Genomic DNA, 14,214 nt, shown 5'->3' on the forward strand with positions numbered 1-14,214 from the left:
GGGCGTGCCGGTGCGGCGCCGTCAGTGCGCGGCGCTCTCGACGGGCCGCTGGGCCGATGCTGATGCCTCACGCTCCCCCGCCGTCGGCGACAGCGCCACGAAGGCGGAGGTCAGGAAGAGATAGGACCCGAGGCCGACGGCGAGGGGGAAGACGAACTGCATCGCCGTGGCCCCGGGCAGGACCTCGCCGGAGGGCGTGACCTGCACGCGCACCGCGAACATCCCGGTGTAGTGCATGCTGCTCACGGCCACACCCATGACGAGGGAGGCGACGGTGACCGCGACGGGCGACTTGATGTTGAGCGCCGCCCACAGGGCCGCGGTCGCCGCGACGACGGCGATCACGACCGAGAGGGCGACACGCATCGGGTCGTACGTCACGTCACCGTGCAGGCGTACCGCCGCCATGCCCAGGTAGTGCATGCTCGCGACGCCCAGCCCGGTGGTGAGGCCGCCGAGGAGCAGCGCGCGGGCCCGGTCTCGGCCGTAGCCGACCGCGAAGACGCCGGCGCAGACGACGATCATGGCCACGAGGAGGCTGAGGACGGTGAGCGGTACGTCGTAGCGGATCTCGGTGCCGCTGACGCTGAAGCCGAGCATGGCCACGAAGTGCATGGTCCAGATGCCGGTGCCGATGGCCGATGCGGCTGTGATCAGCCAGTTGCGACGCGAGCGGCCGGTGGCGCCCAGCGCGCGGACCGTGCAGCGCAGGCCCAGTGCGGCGCCTGTGCAGGCCATGACGTACGACAGTACGGGGGTCAGCCAGCCGAAGGCGGCGTGGTCCAGGTGTCCCATGGCCCCGGGACGCTAGCCGGGGCACGGGAGCACAAAGGGGGCGCATTTCGAAAGGTGCTGGAATATGACGCAGATATGTACCTGAACGATCGCGTCCCGCTCGAACATGTGCGCCGGGGCGTCCTCCGTGCCAGTGAGGGATCATGCCGAACATGAGCGACGACCGTACGCACGTCCAGGAGTTCTTCACGGCCCGCGCGGCCGACTGGGACAGCCGGTTCCCCGACGACGGCCCCGCCTACGCGGCCGCGGTCGCCGAGCTCGGCCTGCGGGAGGGCGATCGCGTCCTCGACGCCGGCTGTGGCACCGGGCGTGCCCTGCCGCCGCTGCGTGCGGCCGTGGGCGCCTCTGGAGTGGTCCTAGGGGCCGATCTGACCCCCGCCATGCTGCAGGCCGCCGTACGGGCCGGACGGGACCGTGACGGGCAGTTGCTGCTTGCGGACGTGGCGGCGCTGCCGCTGCGCTCGGATTCGCTCGACGCGGTCTTCGCGGCCGGTCTGATCGCCCATCTGTCCAACCCGGCGGAGAACCTGCGGGAGTTGGCGCGCGTGGTGCGCCCCCGCGGCGGGCTCGCCCTCTTCCATCCGATCGGCCGCGCGGCGCTCGCCGCCCGCCAGGGACGGCAGATCACCGCGGACGACCTGCGCGCGGAGCCCAACCTCCGGCCGCTGCTTGCCGGTTCGGGGTGGACCCTGACGTCATACGTCGACGAGGACGACCGCTTCCTCGCCCTGGCCGTCCGGGACAGCTGACCGGTCCCGGTGCTTCACCGCGCCTTCCCCCTTCTGCCGCCGCAGCTCCAACTCTACGTTGAGTAGCAGCGGGTGAGCGATCGGCGAGAGAAGCGACGAGGGGGAGGGTGATCACTGTGTTCGACAGGGTTCGCAAGGTCTGGGCCGGGTTCCGTGCTGCCGCGCGCGTGGAGCGGAAGGCCGGTCCGGACCGGCGTCCGCACAACCTGTTCGAAGCCGCCGCCGCGTACGTGTCGGCGTGCGCGGAGGACGATCAGGAGCGCATCGACGAGGCGGCGGGGTGGGTGTCTCCGGAGGCGTTGTCGTTCGGGTGAACGAGCTGGCGTGCCGGGCCGTCATCGCGCTGGCGCGGGAGCGCGACGAGTCACCGAGGACTGTGGCGCGCACTCTGCTGGGGTTGCCGACGGCCTGAGGCGCGGGCGACGGGGTGGCCGCTTCGACCGCATTCGACCGGACAGGCGGTGGTCCTCTCGGCTCCGTCCTGTCCGACAACCGCAGGTCCGGGTGGTCCACGGAGTCGTGACAAGGGGCTTCCGGTCGCACTAGGGTGCGCGCCGTTGGAGGAACCCCTGGGGAGGCTGGGATGGCTGGGACGGAAGAGGAAGCCGTCGCCGCCGCGGACGACGCGCTCTATGTGCTCACGGCGGTGCTGCTGACGCCGGCGCAGTTCCCGAGCGTGCTGGGCGACGACTACCCGGAGGCCTGTTCGGCGCTGGGTCTCGCGCCCCTGGCCGACGGGTACGGCCTGGTGCTCGGGCAGGACGGCGAGGGCGCGCGGTGGACGGTCGTCACCGACGACGTGTCGCTGGTCGCGGTCGCCATCGCCTCCTGGGACTGCGGCATGGAGTACGACCTGTCGCCGGACGAGCGCTCCGTGGTCGCCGCCCTGCCGGGCTGGCCGCTGGCGGTCGCCGTCGCGGCTCCAGGGGTGCCCGCGCCGCACGATCCGGATCCCGAGGTGGCGGGCTGCCCGCCGCTGTCGCCGCCGGACACCACCGGCTGGGGATCGGCCCAGCGCCGACTGGGAGCGGACGAGATAGCGGTGCAGTGGACGTTGTGGCGGGAGCAGGTGAACGACGAGGACTTGGCGCGCCCCAAGGCCGACTCCGAGCCGACCGGGGACGCGGAGGTGGGCCCGGAGCGCAGTGTGGTCCGGCGTGTCCTCGCGGAGGCCCACGCGTACGTGGAGACGCCGCCGCCCCTGGGTCGCGTCAGGTCGTCGTTCGCGCCGGGCGACGCCCGGACGCTGCGTGCGGACGGGCCGGGCTGGTCGCTGGTGGCGCGGACCGACGACATGGCGTTCGTGCTGCTCGACGAGAAGCCGGGCGAGGTTCTGCCGGTGGGCCGGGGCCCCAAGCTGCCGGGCTTGCTGGAGGCGCTCGACAAGATGGCGGTGCGGCCGAGCTGAGGCGGGCCGACGGTCACTGGGCCTCCTGATCCGGACGTCGTGCCGAACTATGTGGTCCCTTGAGGAACAAGGGACTCACGACCTGTGTCGGCCCCCTATGCGTCGGCTGTACGGCATGTGGTGCCACTCCATGGAAGACACGCAGCGCCCGCCACACGATGGGGCAGCCCTCGGCTCGGCCCCGCGCCGTGCCCTGTCGTATCGCCCTGGAGGCCCGCATGCGTCCGTCCCCCGGCGTCCCCCTGCTCACCGCCGCTCTGCTGGCCGCGGCCCTCACGGGGCCGACCCCGGCCGCCGCCGAGGGAATCGGCGCTGCCCACTGTGCGCGTCAGGACCGCGTGCGGGTGCCGGGCGCGGCGTTCCAGCAGACAGTCTGTCTCGACGATCTGACCACCGCGGGCCTCGCCGGTACGCCCCACACCGACCTGACCGACCAGGCGGGGCTGACGGCCCAGGCCACCCGTACCCCGTCCGGGGTGCCGGGCGTGCAGATCGACGGCTACTTCCCTGACTCGTCGAGGTCCAACGCCACGCACGGCTGGCGGCACGACGCGCAGTTCGTGATCCGGTTGCCGGACCGCTGGAACGGGGGCCTCGTCGTCACCGGGGCACCGGGCACCCGCAGGCAGTACGCGACGGACAAGGCGATCTCCGACCGGGTGCTGGCCCAGGGCTACGCGTACGCCGCGACCGACAAGGGCAACACCGGCGCCGACTTCTACCGCGACGGCGACCGGCCCGGGGACGCGGTCGCCGAGTGGAACGCGCGGACCACCCAGCTCACCCGCGCGGCCCGCAAGGTCGTGGCCCAGCGTTACGGGCACGCCCCGCGCCGCACCTACATGACCGGCATCTCCAACGGCGGTTATCTGACGCGCTGGCAGCTGGAGAACCACCCGGAGTTGTACGACGGCGGGGTGGACTGGGAGGGCGCCCTCTGGACGGCGGACGGCCCGAATCTGCTCACCTCCCTGCCCACGGCGGTGGCGCGGACGTATGGCTCGGCGTCGGACGAGGACATGTACGCCGTGGGCTTCGCGCGTGGCTCGGAGTTCCTGTGGCCGTACCACGAGAAGGCGTACTGGGGTGTCACTCAGAAGACGTATCGCGCGGAGTTCGACCCGGCGTACGACCCCGACTGCCCCGGACCCTCTGCCGGGACCACGCCCGAAGAGATCCTGGCACCCTGCGGGTCCGACGCAACCTACGACTACGCCTCGCGACCGGCCTCGGTCCATCGCGCCGTGGCCCGGGTGGCGCTGACCGGGCGCATCGGCAAGCCCCTGATCACGCTGCACGGGGACATGGACACGCTGCTGCCCAAGGCCGCGGACTCCGACGTGTACGCGCGCATGGTCGACGCTCGGGGGCGAGGGCCGCTGCACCGCTACTACACGGTGCAGGGCGGCACGCATGTCGACGGGCTGTACGACACCCATCCCGACCGGCTGCGGCCGATCCTGCCCTGCTATCGATCGGCCTTCGACGCGCTGGTCGCGTGGGTGGAGCGAGGGACCCGGCCGCCCGCGGACCGGACCGTGGACCGGCCTGCGGGCGGGGATGTGGTCGACTCGTGTGCGCTGGACGGTGGGGCCGCTCCGGTTCGGTAGAGCGTCAGCGGCCGATTTCCTTGCGCGTGACCCGGCGCAGCCTGCGGCGCTGCGACGGGTCCAGCGCGAGATACGCGGCGGCCGGGACGCCCAGCACTATGAGCAGCGCCCACCACGGCAGCCAGATCAACAGGATGAGCCCGACCGCCACACCTCCTGCGGCGATCTTCGCGTTCTTCGACATGTGTGTCGCCTCCTTCGCGGCCACTGCCGCTCTCTGTTCTGAAAACGGGCCCGCGTTTCCGGCGGTTCCGACCGCGCCCCCGAGATGCACCCTGAGACATCCCTGATGCTCGACCCCGAGCCGCCCCTGAGACAACGAGTGATCGAGGTCACGGCTCCAGCGTGCCGGGTTTTTCAAAAGGGTGCTGTACCCTCGGCGACCTTGACCCAAGTAGTCAAATTTGAGGAATGTGGCCATCTCTGTGCAGAGGATTCCCACGGCAACCCCCTCCCAAATCTCCGAACCGGCTCACTGCTGTGCCGTGTACGTGCCCGGCGACCCGGCCCGGGCCGGCCGCGTGGCCTTCTGGCGCCCCGACGGTGCTGACCCGCCGGTCGTGAACGGCGGCACCGTCGAGGAGCTGGGCGTCGTGCTGCCCGGCGGCGACGGCGTGGAGCTGGTCGACGTGCGGGCCGTCCTGCTGCCCGTCCGCGCGGCACTGCCCGTCCTCACGCGCGCGCGTGCTGCCCACGACGGACACCGGGCGACCGTGTTCTGGGGCGCGGCGGCCGTGCTGGGCCTGCAGTTCGTGGCCCGGGGGCTGCTGTTGCCCGGCCTGTCCCCCGGCGATCACGACGCCTGGCGTGCGGGACCGCTGCGCGCCGAGGACATCGAGAGCGTCCGTCGGCTCGCCGCCGCGATGCCGCCCGAGGCGCACGCCGTACCGCTGGACGGCACCGGGCCGCTGCGGCTGCCCGAGCCGGAGCGCCTGCTGCGGGCCTTCCTGGACGCGGTCGCCGACACGCTGCCCCGCTCCCCCGCCGCGTCGCTCGTGACGGGCGGCCCCGCCTTCGCCGGACAGGAGCCGCAGCACCTGCCCGAGCAGCGTGCGTGGGCCGCCGATGTGGCCGCGGGCCACGACGCGGGCGTACGGATCTCGCTGCGGATCGAAGTACCCGGTCTCGCCTCGGCGGGCGACGACACGTCGCTGACCTTCCGGGCCGTGCTCCAGGTGCACAGCGTCAACGACCCCTCGCTCGTCGCGGACGCCGCCGAGGTGTGGGCCGGGACGGACGCCACCAGCCGGGCCTTCGGCCCGCGCGCGCGGATGGACGCGCTGCTCGCCCTCAGGCGCGCGGCCCGGGCCTGGCCCGCACTCACTCCCCTGCTGTCGGCCGCCGTGCCGGACGTCGTCGAACTCGCCGACGAGGAGACCACTGAGCTCCTCGGCGACGGCTCCGCGGCCCTTGCCGGCGCCGGTGTCGACGTGCACTGGCCAAGGGAGCTGGCCCGCGAACTGACCGCCCGCGCGGTCGTCGGTCCAGCGGACGACGAGAAGGTGCCCGCGAAGCTCTCCTCGGACGCGCCGTCGTTCCTGTCGGCGGACGCGCTGCTCGCGTTCAACTGGCGGTTCGCGCTGGGCGACCAGCGGCTCACGCGCGAGGAGCTGGACCGGCTTGCCGAGGCGAATCGCCCTGTGGTGCGGCTGCGTGACCAATGGGTGCTGATCGACCCTCAGGAGGTGCGCCGCGCCCGCGGGCAGCAGGACCGCAAGCTCACCCCTCTCGACGCGCTCGGCGCCGCCCTGACGGGCTCGACGGAGGTCGACGGCCGTCGGGTCGAGGTGGAGCCGACCGGCTGGCTGGCGGCGCTGCGGGAGCGGCTGGCGGACCCGGAGGCGCAGGAACCGGTCGAACAGCCCTCCGCGCTCGCCGCCGAACTGCGCGACTACCAGCGGCGCGGCCTGTCCTGGCTGGCCCGGACGACGTCCCTGGGGCTCGGCTGCTGTCTCGCCGACGACATGGGACTCGGCAAGACGATCACCCTGATCGCCCTGCATCTGCACCGGCAGACGGACGCGTCGGCCGCCGGTCCGACCCTCGTGGTCTGTCCGACGTCCCTGATGGGCAACTGGCAGCGCGAGATCGAGAAGTTCGCGCCCGGCACACCGGTGCGCCGCTTCCACGGCTCACGGCGCGACCTGGCGGGCGTGGCCGACGGGGAGTTCGTCCTCACGACGTACGGCACGATGCGGCTGGACGCGCGGCGGCTGGCCGAGGTGCCGTGGGGTCTGGTGGTGGCGGACGAGGCCCAGCATGTGAAGAACCCGTACTCGGCGACCGCGCGGGCGCTGCGTTCCATCGGCGCACGCGCGCGTGTGGCCCTGACCGGCACGCCGGTCGAGAACAACCTCTCGGAGCTGTGGGCGATCCTCGACTGGACCACCCCTGGGCTGCTCGGTCGCCTCGGCACGTTCCGCACCCGGTACGCGCAGGCCGTCGAGGGCGGCCAGGACCCGACCGCGGCGGAGCGGCTCACCCGGCTCGTACGACCGTTTCTGCTGCGGCGCCGCAAGTCGGATCCGGGCATCGCGCCCGAGCTGCCCCCGAAGACCGAGACCGATCGGGCGGTGTCGCTCACCACGGAACAGGCGGGGCTGTACGAGGCCGTGGTGCGCGAGACGCTCGCGGAGATCGCGGACGCCGACAGCATGTCCCGGCGCGGACTGATCGTGAAGCTGCTGACCGGTCTGAAGCAGATCTGCAACCACCCGGCGCAGTACCTCAAGGAGGAGCGGCCGAGGATCGTGGGGCGCTCCGGGAAGCTCGAGCTGCTCGACGAGTTGCTCGACACGATCCTCTCCGAGGGGGCGAGCGTTCTGGTCTTCACGCAGTACGTGGGCATGGCCCGGCTGATCGAGCGGCATCTGGCGGACCGGGGGGTGTCCTCGCAGTTCCTGCACGGCGGGACACCCGTCCCCGAGCGCGAGGCGATGGTGCGGCGCTTCCAGGACGGTGTGGTCCCCGTGTTCCTGCTGTCATTGAAGGCGGCGGGGACAGGCCTGAATCTCACGCGGGCCGAGCATGTCGTGCACTACGACCGCTGGTGGAACCCCGCCGTCGAGGCGCAGGCGACGGACCGCGCGTACCGCATCGGCCAGGACCGGCCCGTGCAGGTGCACCGGCTGATCGCCGAGGGAACCATCGAGGACCGTATCGCCGAGATGCTGCACCGCAAGCGGGAGCTGGCCGACGCGGTGCTGGGCTCCGGCGAGGCCGCGCTGACGGAGCTGACGGACGCGGAACTTGCCGATCTGGTGGAGCTGCGAGGGGCGACGCGATGAATCAGTACGACGAGACAGAGCGGACGTTCGCCGCGCTGCCGCCCGCGCACGGGAGGGGTTTCGCGCTCACCTGGTGGGGCCGGGCCTGGCTGAAGGCCCTGGAGGACGCGGCGCTGGACACGCAGCAAGTGAAGACGGGCCGTCGGCTCGCGCGCGCGGGTGCCGTGGGCGCGGTGTCGGTGCGGCCGGGGCGGATCACCGCGGTGGTGCAGGACCGGGACGGTACGGCACAGCGGGCCGATGTGCTGCTGGAGGAGCTGTCGGCCGAGCAATGGGACCGCTTCCTGGCGATGGCGGTCGAGCGGGCTGGGCATGTCGCGGCGCTGCTCGACCGCGACATGCCACCGCACCTCGTGGAGGACGCGGCGACGGCCGGTGTCGAACTGCTGCCGGGCATGGGCGATCTGGAGCCCACGTGCGACTGTGGCGCCTGGGACCACTGCGGGCACACGGCGGCTCTGTGCTATCAGGTGGCCCGCCTGCTGGACGAGGATCCGTTCGTCCTGCTGCTGTTGCGCGGGCGCGGTGAACGCGCCCTGCTGGACGACCTGCAGACCCGCAGCGCGGCGCCCGCGGAAGAAGCCGCCGAAGGGCCGGCCGAGGCGGAGGGAGTGGACGCCGTGGCGGCGTACGCGGCCGGGGACATCCTGCCCCCGCTGCCCGCCCCGCCCGAGCCCCCGGCGGAGCCCGGGCTGCCGCCGTCCCTGGACACCGACGCCAGGCCCGCGCCCGGAGTCGAACCGGCCGCCCTGGAGTTCCTGGCTGCCAGAACGGCGGTGGCCGCGCACCGTCTGCTGTCCGAGGCGCTGCGGGGCGGCGTTGGGCAGGAGGAGCTGACGGTGGCCCAGGACGCCGTACGGCTGGCCGCGGGGGCTCCCGCAGGGGCCCTGGCCGACCGGCTCGCCGAGGGGTCCGGTCGCGGCACGGCCGAACTCGCGTTGGCGGTGCAGGCGTGGCAGTACGGCGGCGTCGCCGGGCTGTCCGTGCTCGAAGAGGAGTGGGCGGTCGAGGGCGAGACCCTCGCACGCGCGCGTGCCGCCCTGGAAGCGGCCTGGGACAACGAGGAGCGGCCGGCACTGAGCGCGCGGGCCAACCGGTGGACGGTCGTCGGCGCGGCGAGCCAGCTGCGCCTGGGGCGCGACGGTCGCTGGTGGCCGTATCGGAAGGCAGGCGACCGCTGGGTGCCCGTGGCAGGCGGGGACCAGGACCCGGCGACGGCGCTGGCCGCGGCGGAGGCCGCACGTGGGGAGGAGATCTGCTGAACCGGCGTCGACGGTCGTGACCGAGGGCGGCTGACCTGGCGTCGGCCGGACCGGCGGTCGACGCTCGGCGTTCACGCGGTGGTTCTTCCGCGTTCCTCGTGGGGTTCAAATCTGGCCGCTGTCAACGAACTTGGTTCCCAGGAGGCCCGATGTCCCCACATGTCACCGGCCGGCGCCGTGTCCACCGTTGCGTCGCGGCGGGTGTGCCCCTCGCCGTGGTCGCCGCTCTGCTGGCGGCGGCCCCGGCCACGGGCGCCCCCTCCCAGGACGCGCGGGTCATCCGCACGGCGACCCTCGGCGACATCCCGCTCGGCACGTTCAGCAACGCGCTGCTGCCCGGCACGGTGGCCGACGACCGGGGCGTGGACCTGGGCGGCATCGGCAGCGACATCTACCCGGCGGGCCGCGAGGGCGAGTTCTGGACGGTCACCGACCGTGGGCCCAACGGCCAGATCAAGGTGGACGGCAAGAACCGCCGCACCTTCCCGGTGCCCGGCTTCGACCCGGCGATCGTGAAGATCCGGGTCTCCGGCGACTCCGTGAGGGTGCTGGACGCGATCCCGATCACCACGTCCTCCGGCAAGCCCGTCACCGGTCTGTCGAACCAGGAGGGGCGTGACGAGGCGCCGTTCTCCTACGACGCGCGGACGCCGCTGACGTACGACCCGAACGGGCTGGACACCGAGGGCATCGTCCGTGGCAAGGACGGCACCTTCTGGCTGGTCGACGAGTACGGGCCCTCGCTCGTGCATGTCTCCGCGCGCGGGAAGGTGCTCAAGCGGTACGTGCCCAAGGGGCTGAACCTCACCGGCGCGGACTACCCGGTCGTGGAGGCGCTGCCCGCCGTGCTGCTGCACCGGAAGATCAACCGCGGTTTCGAAGGGCTCGCCCTGCTGCCGTGCGGCGATCTGGTGATGGCGGTGCAGAGCCCGCTGTCCCTGCCGGACAAGGACGCCGGAGAGGCGTCGCGTACGACGCGGCTGCTGCGGTTCTCGCCGAAGAAGCAGGCCGTCACCGCCGAGTACGCCTACCGCTTCGACCCGGTGAACGTCGTCGACCCGAGCGAGGACGACACCTCCGAGCTCAAGATCTCCTCGGTGGTCGCGGTGGGCGGTGACCGGCTGCTGGTCGAGGAGCGCACCGACAAGGCCGCCCGGCTGCAGCTCGTACGCCTGGACCGCGACGCGAACATCCTCGGCAGCTCCTGGGACGACGAGACGACCTCGCCGGCGCTGGAGCAGCTCGACGACCCGGCCGCCTCGGGCGTCCCGGTGCTCGGCAAGCGGCTGGTCGTCGACCTGGGGACGGTGGCCGGTGTGCCCGGCAAGATCGAGGGCGTCGCGCGCGTGGACCGTGACACGCTCGCGCTGATCAACGACAACGACTTCGGCATGACGGACGGCACGGAGGCGTTCGACGCGCAGGGCCGGCTGGTCGACAGCGGGATCGAGACGACCGTGGTCTACGTGCGGCTGCCGCGCGGGATCTGAGCGACCCTAGGGCAGTCCGTCGACCGGGAGCTCCGGGATCAGGGATTCCAGATCGCTCGGGATCTCGCTGGGTATCTCACTCGGCAGCTCCGTGGGGAACTGCGTCGGCAGGGACGGCAGTCCGCTCGGCAGTCTGGTGGGCAGCTCGGTGGGGATGCTGAAGGTCGGCTTCGCGGACGTGCTGCTGCCGGCAGTCGGTTTCCCGTCCGGTGACTCGTCGCTCCCGGATCCCGTCAGGAACACGACGGCGACGATGACCGCGACGGCCACGAGCACGACCAGGGCGAGAAGGACGGGGCTGCGCCGCCGTCGCGGGGGTACGGGTCCGAATTGCGTGGTGGGCGGTCCGAAACCGCCACCCGGGGGCGGCGTGTCACCCGGCGGCCCGGGTGGCTGAGGCGGTACGGGCGGCATGGCCATAACGACCAGGTTCGCGAACCGGCCGCCCGGGCCGCGACCCCCACGCGGTGGTTGACACGGACTCATGCCATGGATCGCACGATTCCGTGGCATTCCGCGCGGAAGTCACGCCATGGGAGGCGATTCCGTGGCGGCCCGCACAGGGCATACGGGGCGGCCATTAGGTGGCTTTCCGTGCGCAGGTCACGCCACGGAAGGCCACTCCCGGCCGCCCCACGCACCAGAACACACGAAGGCAGCCATCCCGTGGCCTTCCATGCACAGGTCACACCACGGAAGGCCACCCCCGCCGCCTCCCGCACCAGAACACACGAAGGCAGCCATCCCGTGGCCTTCCATGCACAGGTCACACCACGCAAGGCCACTCCGTAGCCTTCCGTGCGCAGGTACGTCATGGACGGATTCAGCCGCGCGCGCCCAGCAGATGGTCCATCGCCAGCTGGTCGAGCCGTTCGAACGCCATCCCGCGCGCGGCGGCCGCCTCGACGTCGAACTCCTCGAACGCCGTGCGGTCGGCGAGCAGCGCCTGCAGGCCGTCCGCGGCCGTGGGCTGGGCCAGTTCGTCGAGGCGGGAGGCACGCAGGGCCTCCTGGACCTCCGGGTCGGCGCGGAAGGCGGCCGAACGCTCCTTGAGGATGAGGTAGTTGCGCATACAGCCCGCCGCCGACGCCCACACACCGTCGAGGTCCTCGGTCCGCGGCGGCTTGAAGTCGAAGTGGCGCGGGCCGTCGTAGCCGGCGCTCTCCAGGAGGTCGACCAGCCAGAAGGCGGCGCGCAGGTCGCCGGCGCCGAAGCGCAGGTCCTGGTCGTACTTGATGCCGGACTGGCCGTTGAGGTCGATGTGGAACAGCTTGCCCGCCCACAGGGCCTGCGCGATGCCGTGCGGGAAGTTGAGCCCGGCCATCTGCTCGTGCCCGACCTCGGGGTTGACGCCGTACAGCTCCGGCCGCTCCAGCCGCTCGATGAACGCCAGGGCGTGGCCGACGGTCGGCAGCAGGATGTCGCCCCGCGGCTCGTTCGGCTTGGGCTCGATCGCGAAGCGCAGGTCGTAGCCCTGGGAGGTGACGTACTCGCCGAGGAGGTCGAACGCCTCCTTCATGCGGTCCAGTGCGGCGCGTACGCCCTTGGCGGCACCGGACTCGGCGCCCTCGCGCCCGCCCCAGGCGACGTACGTCCGCGCGCCCAGCTCCACCGCCAGGTCGATGTTGCGGATGGTCTTGCGCAGCGCGTACCGGCGTACGTCACGGTCGTTGGCGGTGAACGCGCCGTCCTTGAAGACGGGGTGCGTGAAGAGGTTGGTGGTCGCCATCGGGACGGTCATGCCGGTCGCGTCCAGGGCCTGGCGGAAGCGCTTGATGTGGGACTCGCGCTCGGTGTCCGAGGATCCGAAGGGGATCAGGTCGTCGTCGTGGAAGGTCACGCCGTGGGCCCCGAGCTCGGCCAGGCGCTGCACCGTCTCGACCGGGTCGAGGGCACGCCGCGTGGCGTCGCCGAACGGGTCCCTTCCCTGCCAGCCGACGGTCCACAGGCCGAAGGTGAACCTGTCCTCGGGGGTGGGCTGGTAGTTCATGCCGCGGCTCCATCCGTGCGGAAGACTATTTCGTCATGGCCGTTTACAAATTAGTATGCGAACGCATCGGTGGGAAGAGACAAGGTGTCTTTGACAGCAATCCCGCTGAGCCGCGGAAGAGGGAGAAGCCCGATGTCAGCAGCCGAGGGTCCGCTCGTCGTCGGCGTGGACACGTCCACCCAGTCCACCAAGGCCCTGGTCGTCGACGCGGCCACCGGGGAGGTCGTGGCGAGCGGCCAGGCGTCCCACACCGTCACTTCCGGCGCCGGTCGTGAGAGCGACCCGCGGCAGTGGTGGGAGGCCCTGTGCGAGGCGTTGCGCCAGTGCGGCGAGCCCGCCCACGAGGCCGCCGCGGTATCCATCGGCGGCCAGCAGCACGGTCTGGTCACGCTGGACGAGCGGGGCGAGCCGGTACGCCCCGCCCTGCTGTGGAACGACGTGCGCTCGGCGCCGCAGGCGCGTCGGCTGGTCGAGGAGCTGGGCGGCGCGAAGTTCTGGGCGGACCGGACGGGCAGCGTGCCCGCCGCGTCCTTCACGGTGACCAAGTGGGCCTGGCTCGCCGAGCACGAGCCGGAGGCGGTCCGGGCCACGAAGGCGGTCAGACTCCCCCACGACTACCTCACCGAACGCCTCACCGGGCTGGGCACGACCGACCGCGGCGACGTCTCCGGTACGGGCTGGTGGGCGTCCGGCAGCGAGTCGTACGACGAGGAGATCCTCGCGCGCGTGGGGCTCGATCCGGCGCTGCTGCCGCGCGTGGTGCGGCCCGGCGAGGTGGCGGGCACCGTCCGCGACAGCCACGACCTGCCGTTCTCCAAGGGCACCCTGGTCGCCCCGGGCACCGGCGACAACGCCGCCGCCGCGCTCGGCCTCGGGCTGCGCCCCGGCACTCCTGTCATGAGCCTGGGCACGTCCGGCACGGTCTACGCGGTGTCCCGGCGACGTCCTGTCGACCCGACCGGCACCGTGGCGGGCTTCGCCGACGCGCGCGGGGACTGGTTGCCGCTGGCCTGCACCCTGAACTGCACGCTCGCCGTCGACCGCGTCGCGGCCCTGCTGGGCCTGGACCGCGAGGCCGTCGAGCCCGGCACCGACGTGACCCTGCTGCCGTACCTGGACGGCGAGCGCACCCCCGATCTGCCGAACGCCTCGGGACTGCTGCACGGTCTGCGTCACGACACCACCGCCGGTCAGCTCCTCCAGGCCGCGTACGACGGTGCCGTGCACGCGCTGCTGGGCGCGCTGGATCTGGTCCTCGACGAGGACGCCGACCCCTCGACGCCGCTGCTGCTGATCGGTGGCGGTGCCCGGGGCATGGCCTGGCAGCAGACGGTACGACGGCTCTCCGGGCGCCCCGTCCAGGTTCCCGAGGCCAGGGAACTGGTCGCGCTCGGCGCTGCCGCCCAGGCGGCCGGCCTGCTCACCGGTGAGGACCCGGCCGCGGTCGCCCGGCGCTGGAACACCGCGCGCGGGCCCGTGCTGGACGCGGTCGAGCGGGACGAGGAGACGCTGTCGAGGATCTCCGGGGTACTCTCCGACGCGGCCCCGCTGCTGGAGCGGAGCCCGGAGCGCCGCCAGGGCCCCACGACGCCGGCTTGATCCAAACGGCGGGCCCTGGCC

The 14,214-nt window shown here is 72.5% G+C and carries 11 protein-coding genes and 1 pseudogene; 8 read left to right on the plus strand and 4 right to left on the minus strand.

Going from position 1 to position 14,214, the window contains the following annotated elements; all coding sequences use genetic code 11:
- Positions 1-21: 21 nt before the first annotated feature.
- Positions 22-795, minus strand: coding sequence for an MHYT domain-containing protein (locus tag I2W78_RS37120; protein ID WP_171107573.1), 774 nt, complete (start codon positions 793-795; stop codon positions 22-24).
- A gap of 152 nt (positions 796-947) precedes the next feature.
- On the opposite strand from I2W78_RS37120, the gene I2W78_RS37125 reads away from it, so the two are divergent.
- The 4 genes and pseudogenes from I2W78_RS37125 to I2W78_RS37140 all read left to right on the plus strand — a co-directional run bounded on the left by I2W78_RS37125 (position 948) and on the right by I2W78_RS37140 (position 4,565).
- Positions 948-1,547 carry a class I SAM-dependent methyltransferase gene (locus I2W78_RS37125; RefSeq protein WP_196465134.1) on the plus strand — a complete coding sequence of 200 codons (600 nt, stop codon included), beginning with the start codon at positions 948-950 and terminating at the stop codon, positions 1,545-1,547.
- A 116-nt stretch (positions 1,548-1,663) separates the two neighbouring features.
- A pseudogene (locus I2W78_RS37130) lies at positions 1,664-1,959 on the plus strand (hypothetical protein).
- Positions 1,960-2,130: 171 nt separating this feature from the next.
- Positions 2,131-2,955 (plus strand): hypothetical protein, encoded by an 825-nt coding sequence (locus I2W78_RS37135; RefSeq protein ID WP_196465135.1) that lies wholly within the window; start codon positions 2,131-2,133, stop codon positions 2,953-2,955.
- Positions 2,956-3,173: 218 nt separating this feature from the next.
- Positions 3,174-4,565, plus strand: coding sequence for a tannase/feruloyl esterase family alpha/beta hydrolase (locus tag I2W78_RS37140; protein WP_196465136.1), 1,392 nt, complete (start codon positions 3,174-3,176; stop codon positions 4,563-4,565).
- 4 nt (positions 4,566-4,569) lie between these two features.
- Here I2W78_RS37140 and I2W78_RS37145 read toward each other — a convergent pair whose 3' ends face one another.
- Positions 4,570-4,749 (minus strand): hypothetical protein, encoded by a 180-nt coding sequence (locus I2W78_RS37145; protein ID WP_196465137.1) that lies wholly within the window; start codon positions 4,747-4,749, stop codon positions 4,570-4,572.
- A gap of 241 nt (positions 4,750-4,990) precedes the next feature.
- On the opposite strand from I2W78_RS37145, the gene I2W78_RS37150 reads away from it, so the two are divergent.
- The 3 genes from I2W78_RS37150 (at position 4,991) to I2W78_RS37160 (ending at position 10,604) form a co-directional block, all read left to right on the plus strand.
- Positions 4,991-7,852 carry a DEAD/DEAH box helicase gene (locus tag I2W78_RS37150; RefSeq protein ID WP_196465138.1) on the plus strand — a complete coding sequence of 954 codons (2,862 nt, stop codon included), beginning with the start codon at positions 4,991-4,993 and terminating at the stop codon, positions 7,850-7,852.
- Entirely contained in the window at positions 7,849-9,114 is a 1,266-nt protein-coding gene (locus I2W78_RS37155; RefSeq protein WP_196465139.1) for an SWF or SNF family helicase, read from the plus strand. The genes I2W78_RS37150 and I2W78_RS37155 overlap by 4 nt, the downstream gene beginning before the upstream one ends.
- Before the next feature lie 149 nt (positions 9,115-9,263).
- Positions 9,264-10,604: an esterase-like activity of phytase family protein gene (locus I2W78_RS37160; RefSeq protein WP_196465140.1), complete on the plus strand. Its 1,341-nt coding sequence runs from the start codon at positions 9,264-9,266 to the stop codon at positions 10,602-10,604.
- A 6-nt stretch (positions 10,605-10,610) separates the two neighbouring features.
- On the opposite strand, the gene I2W78_RS37165 is transcribed toward I2W78_RS37160, so the two are convergent.
- Both I2W78_RS37165 and xylA read right to left on the minus strand, forming a co-directional pair.
- The gene (locus I2W78_RS37165) at positions 10,611-10,874 is read right to left on the minus strand and encodes a hypothetical protein (RefSeq protein ID WP_307784028.1); all 264 of its coding nucleotides are present in this window, start codon (positions 10,872-10,874) and stop codon (positions 10,611-10,613) included.
- Positions 10,875-11,427: 553 nt separating this feature from the next.
- Positions 11,428-12,594 (minus strand): xylose isomerase, encoded by a 1,167-nt coding sequence (gene xylA, locus I2W78_RS37170; protein ID WP_196465142.1) that lies wholly within the window; start codon positions 12,592-12,594, stop codon positions 11,428-11,430.
- A gap of 132 nt (positions 12,595-12,726) precedes the next feature.
- Here xylA and xylB point away from each other — a divergent pair, with 132 nt between their 5' ends.
- On the plus strand, positions 12,727-14,193 hold the full coding sequence (gene xylB / locus I2W78_RS37175; protein WP_196465143.1) for a xylulokinase: 1,467 nt from the start codon (positions 12,727-12,729) through the stop codon (positions 14,191-14,193).
- Positions 14,194-14,214 lie beyond the last annotated feature (21 nt).

The organism is Streptomyces spinoverrucosus (assembly GCF_015712165.1).
GTDB classification, from domain to species: Bacteria; Actinomycetota; Actinomycetes; order Streptomycetales; family Streptomycetaceae; genus Streptomyces; species Streptomyces spinoverrucosus_A.